Source organism: Pseudomonas tructae (genome assembly GCF_004214895.1).
Classification (GTDB): domain Bacteria; phylum Pseudomonadota; class Gammaproteobacteria; order Pseudomonadales; family Pseudomonadaceae; genus Aquipseudomonas; species Aquipseudomonas tructae.
This window is the reverse complement of sequence record NZ_CP035952.1, coordinates 684,695-700,919: the sequence shown is the minus strand read 5'-3', so window position 1 is coordinate 700,919 and position 16,225 is coordinate 684,695. Positions and strand designations below refer to the sequence as shown.

Annotated in this window: 16 protein-coding genes; 10 read left to right on the top strand and 6 right to left on the bottom strand. The window is 61.4% G+C overall.

The genetic code is table 11. From position 1 onward, the window contains the following. Window positions 1-312 precede the first annotated feature (312 nt). The 4 genes from glnA to ntrC all read left to right on the top strand — a co-directional run bounded on the left by glnA (window position 313) and on the right by ntrC (window position 5,190). Window positions 313-1,719, top strand: a complete 1,407-nt coding sequence (gene glnA, locus EXN22_RS03255) for a type I glutamate--ammonia ligase (RefSeq protein WP_130262594.1) — start codon at window positions 313-315, stop codon at window positions 1,717-1,719. A gap of 147 nt (window positions 1,720-1,866) precedes the next feature. Continuing rightward, window positions 1,867-2,415 (top strand): chorismate mutase, encoded by a 549-nt coding sequence (locus tag EXN22_RS03250; protein WP_130262592.1) that lies wholly within the window; start codon window positions 1,867-1,869, stop codon window positions 2,413-2,415. 256 nt (window positions 2,416-2,671) lie between these two features. Further along, window positions 2,672-3,757: a nitrogen regulation protein NR(II) gene (gene glnL, locus EXN22_RS03245; RefSeq protein WP_130262590.1), complete on the top strand. Its 1,086-nt coding sequence runs from the start codon at window positions 2,672-2,674 to the stop codon at window positions 3,755-3,757. Beyond that, window positions 3,754-5,190 carry a nitrogen regulation protein NR(I) gene (gene ntrC / locus EXN22_RS03240; protein ID WP_130262588.1) on the top strand — a complete coding sequence of 479 codons (1,437 nt, stop codon included), beginning with the start codon at window positions 3,754-3,756 and terminating at the stop codon, window positions 5,188-5,190. Before glnL ends, ntrC begins: the two co-directional genes overlap by 4 nt. A gap of 229 nt (window positions 5,191-5,419) precedes the next feature. Here the strand turns inward: ntrC and EXN22_RS03235 are convergent, their stop codons facing one another. After that, window positions 5,420-5,857: a hypothetical protein gene (locus EXN22_RS03235; protein ID WP_130262586.1), complete on the bottom strand. Its 438-nt coding sequence runs from the start codon at window positions 5,855-5,857 to the stop codon at window positions 5,420-5,422. Here EXN22_RS03235 and EXN22_RS03230 point away from each other — a divergent pair. Next, window positions 5,856-6,311 carry a tRNA (cytidine(34)-2'-O)-methyltransferase gene (locus EXN22_RS03230; RefSeq protein WP_130262584.1) on the top strand — a complete coding sequence of 152 codons (456 nt, stop codon included), beginning with the start codon at window positions 5,856-5,858 and terminating at the stop codon, window positions 6,309-6,311. The genes EXN22_RS03235 and EXN22_RS03230 overlap by 2 nt on opposite strands. Before the next feature lie 79 nt (window positions 6,312-6,390). Here EXN22_RS03230 and secB read toward each other — a convergent pair whose 3' ends face one another. From secB to EXN22_RS03215, 3 genes are read right to left on the bottom strand one after another with little or no spacing between them, the layout of a single operon-like run. Then, complete coding sequence (secB, locus tag EXN22_RS03225; RefSeq protein ID WP_130262582.1) at window positions 6,391-6,882, bottom strand: protein-export chaperone SecB; 492 nt, start codon at window positions 6,880-6,882, stop codon at window positions 6,391-6,393. Between the two features lie 40 nt (window positions 6,883-6,922). Then, complete coding sequence (gene grxC / locus EXN22_RS03220) at window positions 6,923-7,177, bottom strand: glutaredoxin 3 (RefSeq protein WP_130262580.1); 255 nt, start codon at window positions 7,175-7,177, stop codon at window positions 6,923-6,925. Window position 7,178: 1 nt separating this feature from the next. Continuing rightward, window positions 7,179-7,595: a rhodanese-like domain-containing protein gene (locus EXN22_RS03215; RefSeq protein WP_130262578.1), complete on the bottom strand. Its 417-nt coding sequence runs from the start codon at window positions 7,593-7,595 to the stop codon at window positions 7,179-7,181. A 217-nt stretch (window positions 7,596-7,812) separates the two neighbouring features. Between EXN22_RS03215 and gpmI the strand changes: the two genes are divergently transcribed. Further along, on the top strand, window positions 7,813-9,348 hold the full coding sequence (gpmI, locus tag EXN22_RS03210; RefSeq protein ID WP_130262576.1) for a 2,3-bisphosphoglycerate-independent phosphoglycerate mutase: 1,536 nt from the start codon (window positions 7,813-7,815) through the stop codon (window positions 9,346-9,348). A gap of 57 nt (window positions 9,349-9,405) precedes the next feature. Here the strand turns inward: gpmI and EXN22_RS03205 are convergent, their stop codons facing one another. Continuing rightward, window positions 9,406-9,903 carry a sn-glycerol-3-phosphate transporter gene (locus tag EXN22_RS03205; protein ID WP_130262574.1) on the bottom strand — a complete coding sequence of 166 codons (498 nt, stop codon included), beginning with the start codon at window positions 9,901-9,903 and terminating at the stop codon, window positions 9,406-9,408. A 255-nt stretch (window positions 9,904-10,158) separates the two neighbouring features. On the opposite strand from EXN22_RS03205, the gene EXN22_RS03200 reads away from it, so the two are divergent. From EXN22_RS03200 to EXN22_RS03190, 3 genes are all read left to right on the top strand, one after another. Continuing rightward, a complete protein-coding gene (locus tag EXN22_RS03200) occupies window positions 10,159-11,445 on the top strand; it encodes a murein hydrolase activator EnvC family protein (RefSeq protein ID WP_218567658.1) in 1,287 nt (428 codons plus the stop codon). 87 nt (window positions 11,446-11,532) lie between these two features. Further along, the gene (locus tag EXN22_RS03195) at window positions 11,533-12,861 is read left to right on the top strand and encodes a S41 family peptidase (protein WP_130262570.1); all 1,329 of its coding nucleotides are present in this window, start codon (window positions 11,533-11,535) and stop codon (window positions 12,859-12,861) included. Window positions 12,862-12,870: 9 nt separating this feature from the next. Beyond that, window positions 12,871-13,644, top strand: a complete 774-nt coding sequence (locus tag EXN22_RS03190; RefSeq protein ID WP_130262568.1) for a divergent polysaccharide deacetylase family protein — start codon at window positions 12,871-12,873, stop codon at window positions 13,642-13,644. Between the two features lie 172 nt (window positions 13,645-13,816). Here EXN22_RS03190 and EXN22_RS03185 read toward each other — a convergent pair whose 3' ends face one another. Further along, window positions 13,817-14,554, bottom strand: coding sequence for a substrate-binding periplasmic protein (locus EXN22_RS03185; RefSeq protein ID WP_130262566.1), 738 nt, complete (start codon window positions 14,552-14,554; stop codon window positions 13,817-13,819). A gap of 145 nt (window positions 14,555-14,699) precedes the next feature. On the opposite strand from EXN22_RS03185, the gene EXN22_RS03180 reads away from it, so the two are divergent. Beyond that, window positions 14,700-16,205, top strand: a complete 1,506-nt coding sequence (locus EXN22_RS03180; RefSeq protein ID WP_165392180.1) for a trypsin-like peptidase domain-containing protein — start codon at window positions 14,700-14,702, stop codon at window positions 16,203-16,205. Window positions 16,206-16,225: the final 20 nt, after the last annotated feature.

Sequence of the window (16,225 nt, the reverse complement as noted above, 5' to 3'; positions counted from 1 at the left end):
TGCCGACTAAAAAAGTGGGGCGCGGATTATAGCGGAAATCGCTCACGTTTTGAGCAACTTTTGTACAGAAGGTTTTTCATGCGCCAAAATGGTGCATTATGCCCGCTTGACGCATCTTTAGAGTGCAGAAAAAAGCCGGGAATTGGCGAAATCGACCGCAAACGCTTGGGTTTGAGGCAAAGATTCCAACTCGGGGCACTGGCATGCAATTTGCTCCCTTGTGAGGCAGGTTGCCTTGGCCGACTATTCGCGCCCGGCATCACCCAAATTAAAGGGCTGCACAGGCAAGCTCTACCCCACCCGGAGGACACTATGTCGAAGTCGGTTCAACTCATCAAAGATCATGACGTTAAATGGATTGATCTGCGCTTCACTGACACCAAGGGCGTCCAACACCACGTCACCATGCCTGCCCGTGACGGCCTGGACGAAGACTTCTTCGAAACCGGCAAGATGTTCGACGGTTCCTCCATCGCCGGCTGGAAAGGCATCGAAGCCTCCGACATGATCCTGATGCCGGACGACTCCACCGCCGTGCTCGATCCGTTCACCGAAGAGCCGACCCTGATCCTGACCTGCGACATCATCGACCCTGCCAGCATGCAGGGCTACGATCGCGATCCACGTGCCATCGCCCGCCGCGCCGAAGAGCACCTGAAAAGCACCCTGATCGGTGACACCGTGTACGCCGGTCCCGAGCCTGAGTTCTTCATCTTCGACGAAGTGAAGTTCAAGTCCGACATCTCCGGCTCCATGTTCAAGATCTACTCCGAGCAAGGCTCGTGGATGTCCGACCAGGACGTCGAAGGTGGCAACAAAGGCCACCGTCCAGGCGTCAAAGGTGGTTACTTCCCGGTCCCGCCGTTCGACCACGACCACGAAATCCGTACTGCCATGTGCAATGCACTGGAAGAAATGGGCCAAACCGTCGAAGTTCACCACCACGAAGTGGCAACTGCCGGCCAGAACGAAATCGGCGTCAAGTTCAACACCCTGGTGAAGAAAGCCGACGAAGTTCAAGCCCTGAAATACGTCGTGCACAACGTTGCCGATGCTTACGGCCGCACCGCCACCTTCATGCCTAAGCCGCTGTACGGTGACAACGGCTCGGGCATGCACGTGCACATGTCGATCTGGAAAGACGGCAAGAACACCTTTGCAGGCGAAGGCTATGCCGGCCTGTCCGACACCGCGCTGTACTTCATCGGCGGTATCATCAAGCACGGTAAGGCCCTGAACGGCTTCACCAACCCGGCGACCAACTCCTACAAGCGTCTGGTACCAGGCTTCGAAGCGCCGGTCATGCTGGCCTACTCGGCTCGCAACCGTTCCGCCTCGATCCGCATTCCTTACGTGTCGAGCCCTAAGGCCCGCCGTATCGAAGCACGCTTCCCGGACCCGGCTGCCAACCCGTACCTGTGCTTTGCCGCCCTGCTGATGGCCGGCCTGGACGGTATCCAGAACAAGATCCACCCAGGCGATGCCGCCGACAAAAACCTGTACGACCTGCCGCCTGAAGAGGCGAAAGAGATCCCACAGGTGTGCGGCAGCCTGAAAGAAGCCCTGGAAGAGCTGGACAAGGGCCGTGCGTTCCTGACCAAGGGCGGCGTGTTCTCCGACGACTTCATCGATGCCTACATCGAGCTGAAATCGGAAGAAGAGATCAAAGTGCGCACCTTCGTGCACCCACTGGAATACGAGCTGTACTACAGCTGCTGATTCAGTGACGCCCGCACAAGCGGCGTAGTGTGACAAAGGCCTCCTCCGGGAGGCCTTTTGTTTTTCTGACATTCTTGTCGGCATTGACCGACAGGTAAAAGCCGCGCAAAGCTGCACACTACTGTTTTGCCGCTACGGACCCTCGCCATGCGCACGCCCCTGCTTCCCCTGCTGCTGACGTCAACTCTGCTCTTGCACGGTTGCGCCACAACGCCTGCACCGCCAACTGCCCTGTCACGCCTGCTTGAGAGCGTGAATCAACGCCTGGACATCGCCGAAGCGGTCGCCCTGAACAAGTGGGACTCGGGCCAGCCGGTAGCTGCGCCGGAGCGCGAGCAGCAAGTCATTGCCAATGCCCAGGCGCAAGCCGTGCGCTTTGGAGTGGATGGGCAACGGGCCGCCCGTTTCTTTGCCGACCAGATCGAAGCCAACAAGCTGTTGCAGTACAGCGCCCTGTCTCGCTGGCATGCCGTTGGCAGTGCGCCAGACACACAGCGCATTGACCTCGGAAAACAATTGCGCCCACAACTGGACCGCCTGCAACGCACATTGCTCAGCCAACTGGCGGAGTTTGATCGCAACCGCCCAGTGCAGTGCCAGGCGACCCTCGCCCGCAGCATCGATCAACTGGATAAAAACCCGCAGCAATCCCTGGCCCTGATCCGCGCCACCACGCATTTGTGCTCGCCGCTGTAATCCTTCCTCTATGCTCTATATTGGTGCACGCATCTGCCTGCACTTGAGCAACTCAGCCCATTTTGGTTCACACAAAGCGCTACCTCAGGACTTTGTAGGTATTTCTCGCGCAAATACAGGTCTTAATCCGGAAATTTCGCTTCTTTTCGGAGCCTTGGTTTGCTTTTTGCATTTTCTTCATATCAGCGGATTACCAGCGACCGCGACTTGGGCCCAGGCCGAGGTTGTATGAGCCAAAAGAGGTCACCGACGCCCCATGACCATCAGCGATGCACTGCACCGACTGCTACTGGACAACCTGACCACCGCCACCATCCTGCTCGACGCCCAGTTGCGTCTCGAATACATGAACCCGGCGGCGGAAATGCTCCTGGCCATCAGCGGCCAGCGCAGCCATGGGCAGTTCATCAGCGAGCTGTTCACCGAATCGCCCGAGGCGCTGAACTCCCTGCGCCAGGCGGTGGAACAGGCGCACCCCTTCACCAAGCGTGAAGCCCAGTTGACCTCGCTGACCGGGCAGACCCAGACCGTCGACTACGCGGTGACGCCGATCCTCAGCAAAGGCTCGACCTTGCTGCTGCTGGAAGTGCACCCGCGCGACCGACTGCTGCGCATCACCAAGGAAGAGGCCCAGTTGTCCAAGCAGGAAACCACCAAGATGCTGGTGCGCGGCCTGGCTCACGAAATCAAGAACCCGCTCGGCGGCATTCGCGGCGCCGCCCAGTTGCTGGCCCGCGAGCTACCCGAAGAAGGCCTTAAGGATTACACCAATGTGATCATCGAAGAGGCCGATCGCCTGCGCAACCTGGTGGACCGCATGCTCGGCTCGAACAAGCTGCCGTCGCTGGCCATGACCAACATTCACGAAGTGCTGGAGCGGGTCTGCAGCCTGGTCGATGCCGAAAGCCAGGGTGGGATCACCCTGGTGCGCGACTACGACCCGAGCCTGCCGGATGTACTGATCGACCGTGAGCAGATGATCCAGGCGGTACTGAACATCGTGCGCAACGCCATGCAGGCGATCAGCGGCCAGAACGAGCTGCGCCTGGGGCGCATCAGCCTGCGCACCCGGGCCATGCGCCAATTCACCATAGGCCACACCCGTCACCGCCTGGTGGCCCGCATCGAGATCATCGACAACGGCCCCGGCATCCCTGCCGAGCTGCAGGAAACCATCTTCTACCCCATGGTCAGCGGCCGTCCGGACGGTACCGGGCTGGGCCTGGCCATTACCCAGAACATCATCAGCCAGCACCAGGGCCTGATCGAATGTGACAGCCACCCTGGCCACACCACTTTCTCGATCTTCCTGCCGCTGGAACAAGGAGCCAACGCCTCATGAGCCGAAGTGAAACTGTCTGGATCGTCGACGATGATCGTTCCATTCGCTGGGTACTGGAAAAGGCCCTGCAGCAGGAAGGCATGACCACCCAGAGCTTCGACAGTGCCGACGGGGTCATGAGCCGCCTGGCCCGGCAACAGCCGGACGTGATCATTTCCGATATCCGCATGCCCGGCGCCAGCGGCCTGGATTTGCTGGCGCAGATCCGCGAGCAGCACCCGCGCCTGCCGGTGATCATCATGACCGCCCACTCCGACCTGGACAGCGCGGTGGCGTCCTATCAGGGCGGTGCCTTCGAATACCTGCCCAAGCCGTTCGACGTTGACGAGGCGGTATCGCTGGTCAAGCGCGCCAACCAGCACGCCCAGGAGCAACAAGGGCTGGACGTGGCACCCAGCCTGACCCGCACTCCGGAGATCATCGGCGAAGCACCGGCGATGCAGGAGGTGTTCCGCGCCATCGGTCGCTTGAGCCACTCCAATATCACCGTGCTGATCAACGGCGAATCCGGTACCGGTAAAGAACTGGTGGCCCACGCCCTGCACCGCCACAGCCCGCGTGCGGCATCGCCGTTCATCGCCTTGAACATGGCGGCTATTCCGAAGGACCTGATGGAGTCGGAGCTGTTCGGCCATGAGAAAGGCGCCTTCACCGGCGCCGCCAACTTGCGCCGCGGCCGTTTCGAGCAGGCCGATGGCGGCACCCTGTTCCTCGACGAGATCGGCGACATGCCGGCCGACACCCAGACCCGTTTGCTGCGGGTATTGGCCGATGGCGAGTTCTACCGGGTGGGCGGGCATGTGCCGGTCAAGGTCGATGTACGGATCATCGCCGCCACCCACCAGAACCTGGAAACCCTGGTGCAAGCCGGCAAATTCCGCGAAGACCTGTTCCACCGCCTGAACGTGATCCGCATCCACATCCCGCGCCTGGCCGACCGTCGCGAAGACATCCCGACCCTGGCCCGGCACTTCCTCGGCCGCGCCGCCCAGGAGCTGGCAGTGGAGCCCAAGTTGCTCAAGGCGGAAACCGAAGAATTCATCCGCAACCTGCCGTGGCCGGGCAACGTCCGGCAGTTGGAAAACACCTGCCGCTGGATCACGGTGATGGCCTCGGGACGTGAAGTGCACATCGGCGACCTGCCGCCCGAGTTGCTCAACCTGCCGCAAGATGCCGCACCGGTGACCAACTGGGAACAAGCCCTGCGCCAATGGGCAGACCAGGCCCTGGCCCGCGGCCAGTCGAGCCTGCTCGACAGCGCCGTGCCGAGCTTCGAGCGGATCATGATCGAGACTGCACTCAAGCACACCGCCGGCCGCCGCCGGGATGCCGCAGTACTGCTGGGCTGGGGACGCAACACCCTGACGCGCAAGATCAAGGAGTTGGGGATGAAGGTCGATGGCGGTGACGAGGACGGCGACGAAGAGGCCTAAGCATCAGCCCGCCCCCACTCTGCGGGAGCGGGCTTGCCCCGCGATGCTTTTTGCACCGATGCTGTGCCGTGCGCACCGCAGCAAGGCACAAATCCCCTCAAAAACCCTACCCACCCCCTCAAAACCTGCCATTTTGCGCACTGCAATAAAACTGGCACACACCCTGCCTTAGTATCAGTACTTCCAGTTTTGGGGGCCTTGGTACAGGCAGGCCGGGGAATCCCCTCTTTTATTCACGCAGCTTCACCTGCACCCGCCAGCGTCCGCCCTCCTCTGCACCGATCCACTCGCCGTGCAGGGGGCGGGCCGCGACCAGGGTCACGAGCAAGCCGCCATCGCTGTGCTGCACCCGCCAGCTCACCGGCTTACCCTGCAACTGCAACTGCCCGCGCGCAGCCTTGCCCTCGGCCTCGAACAACAGCGCCAGGGTGCCTTCGACCTCTTCGCCGTGCAGCTTGGGCTCTTCGTTGAACCACAGGTTCAACCCCGCCTCGAACACCTCTACCTGCTCCAGCACCCGCGGCTCGGGAGCAGTAATACGACCGATCATCAGCCCCACCAGCATGCCGAACAGCGCCAGGGAAAACAGTACGCGCGGCCATAGCTGCGAACGCGGGTCCGGTTCAGGAGTAGAATGCTCACCATCTTTATGTTCGGAGCCGTGCATGTTTCACGTCATCCTCTTTCAACCAGAGATTCCGCCGAATACCGGCAACATCATCAGACTGTGTGCCAACAGCGGCTGCCACCTGCACCTGATCGAGCCGATCGGCTTCGAACTGGACGACAAGCGCTTGCGCCGGGCCGGTCTGGACTACCACGAGTATGCCACGCTCAAGCGCCACGTAGACCTGTCCAGCTGCCTGGAAAGCCTGGGCCAGCCACGCGTGTTCGCCTTCACCACAAAAGCCTCGCACCCGTACCATGAAACCGCTTTCCAGCCGGGTGACGCCTTTCTGTTCGGCCCGGAAAGCCGCGGTTTGCCTGCCGACGTGCTGGACAGCCTGCCCACCGAGCAACGCCTGCGCCTGCCGATGCGCCCGGGCTGCCGCAGCTTGAACCTGTCCAATACTGTCGCGGTGACGGTGTATGAAGCGTGGCGTCAGCAGGGCTTTGCCTGAGCCAAGCCCACAGCCGCTCCCACAGACTCCCAAGAAAAAAGCGCCCCTGAGGGCGCTTTTTCATTACATCGCAACAGGCTTATTGCAGCGAAGGCGCTTCGCCAGCTTCCTGCATGCGTTGCATTTCCTGAGCGTACAGGGCGTCGAAGTTGACCGGCGAGAGCATCAGCGCCGGGAACGAACCACGGGTCACCAGGCTGTCCAGCGTTTCACGGGCGTACGGGAACAGGATGTTCGGGCAGAACGCGCCCAGGGTGTGGCTCATCGATGCCGCGTCGAGGTTCTTGATCAGGAAGATACCGGCTTGTTGCACTTCAGCGATGAAGGCTACTTCGTCGCCGTTCTTCACGGTCACCGACAGGGTCAGCACGACCTCGTGGAAGTCGCCTTCCAGGCCTTTCTGCTTGGTGTTCAGGTCCAGGGCAACGCTCGGTTCCCACTGCTGACGGAAGATCGCCGGGCTTTTCGGCGCTTCGAACGACAGGTCGCGCACATAGATGCGCTGCAGGGAGAATTGCGGAGTGTTGTCGTCGGCTGCTGCGGCGGCATCGTTGTTCTGTTGATCAGTCATGACAGATCCTTCTTTCCAGAGTCTTTAACGGGTTTCTGATTCAGGCCTTGAGCAGCGCGTCGAGCTTGCCGGCGCGCTCCAGGGCATACAGGTCGTCGCAACCGCCGACGTGGGTGGAGCCCACCCAGATCTGCGGCACCGAAGTACGGCCGGCCTTCTGGCTCATTTCGGCGCGCAGCTGAGGCTTGCCATCGACCTTGATCTCTTCGAAGGCCACGCCTTTGCTGGCAAGCAGGTGCTTGGCCCGCGAGCAATAAGGGCAGTAGTCGCTGGAGTAGACGATGACCTGGCTCATGTCACTTCACCAGCGGCAGATTGTCGGCCTTCCAGCTCGACACGCCGCCCGAAAGCTTGGCAGCGGTGAAGCCGGCCTTGAGCAGTTCGCGAGCGGTGGTACCGGCGTGCTGGCCCATGGCGTCGACGATGATCAGGGTCTTGTTGGCCTTGTGCTTCTCCAGCTCGCCGACGCGTGCGGCGACTTTATCCTGGGGAATGTTCACGGCGCCAACGATATGACCTGCGGCGTAGTCCTTGCTCGAACGGATGTCGATCACCAGGCCTTTGTCGGCGTTGACCAGCGCAGTCAGCTCGCCGGTGCTCAGGCTGCGGCCGCCCTTGCGCGCTTCGGTGACGATCAGCAAAACCAGCAGAACGACGAAGATACCGACCAGCAGATAGTGATTTGTTGCGAATTCAATCAGGTGAGCAACCATCGGAGGGTGTTCCAGGCCATTAAAAATGTTGGCCAGTATACACAGCCCCCAAGGTCGGCCAAAGCCCGCCGGGCAGGGTTATCGCCAGTAATTCTCATTGCCGGCTTGCAGCCCGTCGGCCAGCGCCGCCGGGCGCGCAAGGTTAATTCGTCATTCGTGGCCAATTTGCCCTAAAATGCGTGTCTTTATCATCTGAACAACCGTGAGTGTGGGATTGATGACGAGCACGCCAAAACCCTTGGTCCTGATCATCCTGGATGGTTTCGGTCACAGCGAAAGCCACGAATACAACGCCATCTATTCGGCCAACACGCCGGTCTACGATCGCCTGCGTGCTACCCAGCCGCATGGCTTGATCTCCGGTTCGGGCATGGATGTCGGCCTGCCGGACGGGCAAATGGGCAACTCCGAAGTCGGCCACATGAACCTGGGTGCCGGCCGCGTGGTGTACCAGGACTTCACCCGGGTGACCAAGGCGATCAAGGACGGCGAGTTCTTCGACAACCCCGTACTGTGCGGCGCGGTCGACAAAGCCGTCGGTGCCGGCAAGGCCGTGCACATCCTCGGGCTGCTCTCCGATGGCGGCGTGCACAGCCACCAGGACCATCTGGTAGCCATGGCTGAACTTGCCGCCAAGCGCGGTGCCGAGAAAATCTACCTGCACGCCTTCCTCGATGGCCGCGACACCCCGCCCAAAAGCGCGCAGTCGTCGATCGAACTGCTCGATGCCACCTTTACCAAACTCGGTAAGGGCCGTATTGCCAGCCTGATCGGCCGCTACTACGCCATGGACCGCGACAACCGCTGGGACCGCGTATCGGCAGCCTACAACCTGATCGTCGACAGCAGCGCCGAGTTCAGCGCCGACACGGCCCTTGCCGGCCTTGAAGCAGCCTACGCCCGCAACGAGAGCGACGAATTCGTCAAGGCCACGCGCATTGGCGAGGCGGTCAAGGTCGAAGACGGCGACGCGGTGATCTTCATGAATTTCCGCGCCGACCGCGCCCGCGAGCTGTCGCGGGTGTTCGTCGAGCCGGACTTCAACGAATTCCCACGGGCACGCCTGCCAAAGCTCGCCGCCTACATCGGCCTGACCCAGTACTCGGCAAAAATCCCCGCCCCGGCGGCGTTTGCCCCGGGCAGCCTGGACAACGTGCTCGGCGAATACCTGGCGAAAAACGGCAAGACCCAGCTGCGCATCGCCGAAACCGAGAAGTACGCCCACGTCACCTTCTTTTTCTCCGGTGGCCGTGAAGAGCCGTTCGAAGGCGAAGAGCGCATCCTTATCCCGTCACCGAAGGTCGCCACTTACGACCTGCAGCCGGAGATGAGCGCGCCGGAAGTGACCGACCGCATTGTCGAGGCCATCGAGCAGCAGCGCTACGACGTGATCGTGGTCAACTACGCCAACGGCGACATGGTCGGCCACAGTGGTGTGTTTGACGCGGCGGTCAAGGCGGTCGAAGCACTGGATGGCTGCGTCGGGCGCATCGTCGAGGCGCTGGACAAAGTTGGCGGCGAAGCGCTGATCACCGCCGACCACGGCAACGTCGAGCAAATGGAAGACGAATGCACCGGCCAGGCGCACACCGCGCACACCACCGAGCCGGTACCGTTCATCTATGTCGGCAAGCGCAAGGTGCAGGTCCGCGAAGGCGGTGTACTGGCCGATGTGGCACCGACCATGCTCAAGTTGCTGGGCCTGGAAAAACCCGCCGAAATGACCGGCATCTCGATTCTGCTCGACGCCTGAGTCACGCTACGCGAAAAAGCCCGATGCCATGACATCGGGCTTTTTCATTCGGCAGGCTTACTTGAAGCGATAACCGGCGTTCACCATCATTGCATTGCCCCCCAGCAGCACAGCTTCCAGGCCGACAGGCCCCAGGCGTATACCCAGCGACGGAATGATCGATGGCGCCACACCGAAGCGGTTGAGCAGAATATTGTCGCGATAATCTCCGCGATAACCGTGCAGCAATCCGCCGCTGACCTTGGCATAGACAGGCCAGTGGCCATGATTCCAAACTTTGCCGCCATAGGCATACACCGAGCGTTGGCGGTACGAGTTGCGAAAGGTCGCCGCGCCATAGAGCAGGCCATCGGCACGATTGCGCTCCAGGCCGATCAGCTCCTGACGCTCGAGGTGCTCGGGCTTGGGATTGAAATGCCGGGTGTAGAGGCTGGTCTGTAGATACCAACTGCCCTCCTCAGCCACGGCGGCAGATACCGGGGCTATAGCGGCGACTGTCAGCATGGCGCGGAACAGCCAGCGGCATGGCAGGTTGAAGCGTTTGAATATTGGCATGCATGGGGTCTCGTACAGCTATTTTCGGGCTGTGACCGTCCCGACAAGCCTTTGCCGGACGGACAGGAGGACAGTACAAGGGTAATGAACAGTCCCTAGGCAACCAGGTAGTACGTTTCTCGTTTTTTCAGGGTTAAATCCGGTTTTCCATAGGACTTCCTGACAAACGCTGGCCCCGAAGCGCCCGGAGGCGTTTTTTTTGCATGCTCAGGCGGGCATACTAGGCCAGTCTCCATCCTTGGTACGCTCGATTCCATGCGCCGCGCCCTTATGCTTCTAGCCCTGTCATGCCTGCTCAGTTCGGTGTTCGCCGACGAGCGCGCGCAAACCCAGCAGCAACTGGACGCCACACGCCAGGACATTGCCGAGCTGAAAAAAATGCTTGGCAAGCTGCAGGAAGAAAAATCCGGCGTGCAGAAAGACCTGCGCTCGACCGAAACCGACATCGGCAAGCTGGAAAAGCAGGTGGAGGCCCTGCAACACGAACTAAAAAAGACGGAAGGCGAACTGGAGCGCCTTGATACCGAGAAAAAAAAACTCCAGAGCGCCCGCATTGAACAACAACGACTGATCGCCATCCAGGCCCGTTCGGCCTATCAGAACGGTCGCGAGGAATACCTCAAGCTGCTGCTCAACCAGCAGAACCCGGAAAAATTCGCCCGTACCCTGACCTATTACGATTACCTGAACCAGGCGCGCCTGGAACAGTTGCGCAACTTCAATGAGACGTTGCGCCAATTGGCCAATGTGGAAAAAGACATCAGCCTGCAGCAAGCCCAGTTGCTGGCGCAGCAAGGCACCCTCGACACTCAGCGCCAGGAGCTGGAGAAAGTGCGCACCGAGCGAACACAGGTGCTGGCCAAGCTCAACAATGACGTCAAGGCCCGCGACCAGAGGTTGCTGGCCCGTGAACAGGATCAGGCCGACCTGAGCAAGGTGCTCAAGACCATCGAGGAAACCCTCGCCCGCCAGGCTCGTGAAGCCGAAGAGGCACGACAGAAGGCTCTGCTCGCCGCTCAAGAAGCGGAAAAACAGCGCCAGCGCGAGGCCCTGGCTGCCAGCGACAGCGACGAACCGAAGAAGCCTCGGGCGATGCCCGGCCCGCTGGTTTCCAGCAGCGGCGAAACCTTCGGCGGGGCCTTTTCTGCCGCACGGGGAAAACTTCCATGGCCGGTCAATGGTCGATTGCTGGCACGCTTTGGCGAAACCCGTGGCGGCGACGCCCGGGCCAAGTGGGATGGGGTGATGATCAGCGCCTCGCCGGGCAGCCAGGTGCACGCCGTGCATGGTGGCCGCGTGGTATTTGCCGACTGGTTGCGCGGCGCTGGACTTCTGGTCATTCTCGACCATGGTAATGGTTACCTGAGCCTGTACGGCCACAACCAGAGCCTGCTCAAGAGCGCCGGCGACGTGGTCAAGGCCGGTGAGGCCATCTCCACCGTCGGCAACAGCGGTGGCCAGGACAGCTCCGGGCTGTATTTCGCCATCCGCCAGCAGGGCCGCCCCAGCGACCCCGCACAATGGTGCCGTGCCCAGGGATAGGCACTACCCCCTATTTGACGGCGCAGCGTGACTTCAAGCTGCGCCGATGCTCTACGGAGCGCTACCAGGATCAGGAGTTCGTTCGACATGCTGCAATCGCCTCGCCTCACCTCGCTGGCACTGACCATCGCCATGGTCCTTGGCGCGCCCCTGGCCCGCGCGGCCGAGCCGGCCAAGCCCGCAGCGATTCCAGCGACGACGGTCTCGGCACCGTCGGCCAAGGCGCCGTTGCCGCTGGAAGAGCTGCGCACCTTTGCCGAGGTCATGGACCGCATCAAGGCCGCCTATGTCGAACCGGTAGACGACAAGACCCTGCTGGAAAACGCCATCAAGGGCATGCTCAGCAACCTTGATCCGCACTCGGCCTACCTCGGCCCGGAAGATTTCCTCGAACTGCAGGAGAGCACCAGTGGCGAGTTCGGCGGCCTGGGCATCGAAGTCGGTATGGAAGACGGCTTCATCAAGGTGGTTTCGCCGATCGACGAGACCCCGGCCTCGCGCGCCGGCATCGAAGCCGGCGACTTGATCGTCAAGATCAACGGCCAGCCGACCCGCGGCCAGACCATGACCGAAGCGGTCGACAAGATGCGCGGCAAGGTCGGTGAAAAAATCACCCTGACCCTGGTGCGCGACGGCGGCAACCCGTTTGATGTGACCCTGGCCCGCGCGGTCATCCAGGTCAAGAGCGTCAAGAGCCAGATGCTCGAAGACGGCTACGGCTACATCCGCATCACCCAGTTCCAGGTCAAGACCGGTGAAGAAGTCGGCAAGGCCCTGGCCAAACTGCGCAAGGACAACGGCAAGAAACTGCGCGGCCTGGTCCTGGACCTGCGCAACAACCCGGGTGGTGTACTGCAGTCGGCGGTGGAAGTGGCCGACCACTTCCTGACCAAGGGTCTGATCGTCTACACCAAGGGCCGCATCGCCAACTCCGAGCTGCGCTTCTCCGCCGACCCGGCCGATGCCAGCGAAGGCGTGCCACTGGTGGTGCTGATCAACGGCGGCAGTGCCTCGGCCTCGGAAATTGTCGCCGGCGCCCTGCAAGACCAGAAACGCGGCGTGCTGATGGGCACCGACAGCTTCGGCAAGGGCTCGGTGCAGACCGTCCTGCCGCTGAACAACGACCGCGCGCTGAAAATCACCACCGCCCTGTACTTCACCCCTAATGGCCGCTCGATCCAGGCCCAGGGCATTGTCCCGGACATCGAGGTGCGCCGCGCCAAGATCACCGCCGAGCAGGACAGCGAGAACTTCAAGGAAGCCGACCTGCAGGGCCACCTGGGCAATGGCAACGGCGGCGCCGACCGACCGTCGGGCAAAGGTGGCAGCGCCAAGCCACGCCCACAGGACGATGATTACCAGCTCAGCCAGGCGCTGAGCCTGCTCAAGGGCCTGAGCATCACCCAGGGCAAGTAAGGCCAGCCAATGCGTTACCTGCTATTGACCCTGTTGTACCTGATGAGCGGCGTCGCCCTGGCGGCGCCGGCTCAAGCGGGCAAGGCCTACCTGACGCTGATCATCGATGACCTGGGGCAAAGCCCCGGGCGTGATGCACGCACCCTCGCCCTGCCTGGCCCGGTGACCCTCGCAATCATGCCCGACACCCCCCATGCCAGCGACTTCGCCCGCCAGGCGCACCGTGCCGGCAAGACCGTGATCCTGCACATGCCCATGGACCCGGCCACCGGCCCCTACGCCTGGCACCCCGGCGCACCGCTGCCGGAGCTTGCGCAACGGCTTGACGCGGCACTCGCCAAAGTCCCCTACGCGGCCGGCATCAACAACCACATGGGCAGCCGCATGACCGCCGAGCCTGTGGCCATGGCCTGGCTGATGGGCGAGCTGCAGCGCCGCGGCCTGTTTTTCGTTGACAGCCGCACCAGCGCAGCCACCGTGGCTGCCGCCAAGGCCCAGGCGATTGGCCTGGCGCATGTCTCACGGGATGTATTTCTCGACGATGTGCGGACCAGCGAAGCCATTGCCGGCCAGCTGCAACAGGGCATTGCCCTGGCCCGTAAGCAGGGCTCGGCGGTGCTGATCGGCCATCCTTATCCACAGACCCTGGACGTACTCGAACGCGAACTGCCCAAGCTCAAGGCTCAGGGCATCGAATGGATCGAGATCCGTCAGATGATCGCCCAGCGCGGCAACCGGGCGATGCAGAACCATGGCAAGGCGGGGCTGTACAGCCCCCGCTAGCACCCTCAAGGCTGGAAGTTGAGGATAGGCTCGACGTGCGCCAACTTAAGGTCGGCACGATAGACCTTGATCAATGCCTGATTATTATTTTTGCCGCTTCCAACTCTGCCTTTCGCCCCTGCCCCCGTTGTGCCCACAGTTTGTTCATGGCTGCGCCGATAGTTGGCAGACGCTAAAGGTAGCGGGCAAACACCGCCTCGACGAAACCATCGGCACGCATCTGTTCCAACGCCCCCTGCAAGCGCGCCACCACCTCGTCAGGCACCTGCCGGTTGAGCGCCAGGTACAGTTCACTGCCGTGAAAGCGCAGCACAGTCATGAGCCCGTGGATATTGTCCTGGCGTGCCAGGTAACGTCCAGCCGGATCGCCGCTGGCCCAGAGGTCGATCTCGCCGCGCTGCAGCTTTCTGGCATTGTCGCGGTCGCGCAGCATCAGTTCGGGGGCGAATCCCTGGGACGTCAGGTAAGCGGCGATGGCATCGCCCTTATAGGCACCGATACGCAGACCTTTGGCCTGCTCCAGATGCTCCAGGCGCAAGGTGCTGCCCGCCGGCGCCAACAGAATCCAGTCATCCGGGCCAATCGGACCGACCCATTTGAACAGAGCCTCACGCTCCGGCTCGCGAGCAAGTACGAAAATCCCGTGATCGGGCGTATCCAGCGCCTTTTGATAACTGCGCGCCCACGGAAAGCGCAACGTAATGCTGTAGGGCACTTCAGCTCGCCGAAACATCTCGCGCACGATGTCGGTTGCAATTCCGTTGATGCCTTCGTCGCGGGCAAAGCTTTTGCCGTTTTTGGCCATGTTGTATGGCGGGAAATTCTCGGTCAGCAGTACCAACGGCTGCGCGGCATGCGCCAAGGCACCACAAAGCATGAGCAGGCTCGAGAGGACGATACGCTGGAACATGAGCAACACCGGTTTCCTGGATTGGCCAGGCCAAGAGTGCCGAGGCCTGCGAGGGCTGTCCAGGCTTTGTGCAATAGCACTATGTACCACCCACCCTGAAACCTCCCGCCCGATAGTAGCGCCTATTCAAACAAGGAGGTTCACTATGTTCAAACCCTTCGAGTCGTGCCTGGCCGCCACCCTCGCCGGCATGGCGTTTCAAGTGCTGGCAATCGACCAGGGCCAGGGACTGCCAAGCCCATCGGAACCGCTCACGCTAGCCAACGCCAATGGCCAGAATGCGCACTGGAGCGGCGTGGGCCGCCTGCTGGATGACCTGCAGTGCATGGCTTCGTTGATCGATAGCCGCGACCCCTGGAATCCATCCGATGGACCTGCCTACGTCGTCACCAGCGGGCATTGTGTTGATAAGCGCAATGGGGTGATCGGCCATGACCTGCCACTGACTGGAAAAATTGCCTTCAACTACTTCGCCGACACCCTCGAACAACGCCGGGAGTTCCCGCTCAAGCGACGGGTCTGGAGCAGTATGCAAGGTGTGGATCTGGCCCTGCTGGAGCTGGATGCCAGCTTGAAGGAGGTAATGGCACAAGGTGTCGAACCGCTGAAGCTGGGCAACGTTACCGAGTCCGGCGTCGAGGTATTGGTGCTGGGCGACCCGATCAACCCTGGGCAAGGCCTGCGTCTTGCCACCTGCACACAACACAACGCAACTCAGGTAATCGAGTATCCCTGGGTCTGGCGCAACGTGAAGAGCAATGATTGCAGAGGTATTGACTCTGGATCATCGGGAAGCCCGGTGATCGAGCGTTCGAGCAACCAGATCGTCAGCGTACTCAACACCACGACCGACACGCGCTTCGGCACGCCCGCCTGTGGTCTCAACAATCCTTGCCAACAAGTCGACGGCAAGCGTGTCAGTGTGGAAAACCTGAATTACGCCATACCGGTGCAGCGGCTGGCAGGGTGTTTTCGTGAAGGGCACGCCGACCTGCGCTTGAACAGCTGCCAACTACTGCCGGGCTTCCAACTCGAGCAACAGGAGCTCTACTCCCTTAAACCGATCAACAAGATCGCAACAAAAGCCGATGGCAGTGAAGAGCTACCCCTATGGAACTTCACTTTCACGCTGGATACACCCAGATATCGGTACAAAACAGTCCGCGATCCATTGGCTTGCGAGAACCCCGTGGGTTACAGCGGCACCATAGCGGCCACCGATAACCACATCAATGATTCGATTGGCCCGCAGACCGGCTGGCACTTTCTCTGCCTGGTCGGTGTCGACTCCGCCGCACAGCGCCCTTCGCTGGCACTGATGGGCAACAGCCTGAGCATTGCCGTTGAACTGTTGCCCGCAGCCGCAGTGCCTGAGCCGGATATCTCGATCAAATATCAGGACAATGGCGACATCAAAGTCACCTGGCATATCGACCCGCCCAACCTGGAAGGCTACCGGGTCAAACGCGGCCCACCCGGCACCACCGACTGCGACGACGACAAAGGCTACGGCAACTTCCACCATGATCGGACCTTCACCTTCAAAGCCGCCAAGCTGCCGCTCACCTTGTGCAGTCAGGCCCAGGATGTCATAGGCCAACGTTCGGCGGTGCGCAACGACTTGCTCCAGGCGCCGGAAACATCAGGCTGAAGGCTCAAACAAAAAGGGCC

Coding starts and splice junctions, on each gene's coding strand:
- grxC (WP_130262580.1), bottom strand. CDS start 7,177: ATGAGCCAGGTCATCGTCTACTCCAGCGACTACTGCCCTTATTGCTCG.
- EXN22_RS03190 (WP_130262568.1), top strand. CDS start 12,871: ATGCGTTACCTGCTATTGACCCTGTTGTACCTGATGAGCGGCGTCGCC.
- EXN22_RS03230 (WP_130262584.1), top strand. CDS start 5,856: ATGTTTCACGTCATCCTCTTTCAACCAGAGATTCCGCCGAATACCGGC.
- glnL (WP_130262590.1), top strand. CDS start 2,672: ATGACCATCAGCGATGCACTGCACCGACTGCTACTGGACAACCTGACC.
- EXN22_RS03250 (WP_130262592.1), top strand. CDS start 1,867: ATGCGCACGCCCCTGCTTCCCCTGCTGCTGACGTCAACTCTGCTCTTG.
- EXN22_RS03215 (WP_130262578.1), bottom strand. CDS start 7,595: ATGGTTGCTCACCTGATTGAATTCGCAACAAATCACTATCTGCTGGTC.
- secB (WP_130262582.1), bottom strand. CDS start 6,882: ATGACTGATCAACAGAACAACGATGCCGCCGCAGCAGCCGACGACAAC.
- EXN22_RS03185 (WP_130262566.1), bottom strand. CDS start 14,554: ATGTTCCAGCGTATCGTCCTCTCGAGCCTGCTCATGCTTTGTGGTGCC.
- EXN22_RS03195 (WP_130262570.1), top strand. CDS start 11,533: ATGCTGCAATCGCCTCGCCTCACCTCGCTGGCACTGACCATCGCCATG.
- glnA (WP_130262594.1), top strand. CDS start 313: ATGTCGAAGTCGGTTCAACTCATCAAAGATCATGACGTTAAATGGATT.
- EXN22_RS03200 (WP_218567658.1), top strand. CDS start 10,159: ATGCGCCGCGCCCTTATGCTTCTAGCCCTGTCATGCCTGCTCAGTTCG.
- EXN22_RS03180 (WP_165392180.1), top strand. CDS start 14,700: ATGTTCAAACCCTTCGAGTCGTGCCTGGCCGCCACCCTCGCCGGCATG.
- EXN22_RS03235 (WP_130262586.1), bottom strand. CDS start 5,857: ATGCACGGCTCCGAACATAAAGATGGTGAGCATTCTACTCCTGAACCG.
- ntrC (WP_130262588.1), top strand. CDS start 3,754: ATGAGCCGAAGTGAAACTGTCTGGATCGTCGACGATGATCGTTCCATT.
- gpmI (WP_130262576.1), top strand. CDS start 7,813: ATGACGAGCACGCCAAAACCCTTGGTCCTGATCATCCTGGATGGTTTC.
- EXN22_RS03205 (WP_130262574.1), bottom strand. CDS start 9,903: ATGCCAATATTCAAACGCTTCAACCTGCCATGCCGCTGGCTGTTCCGC.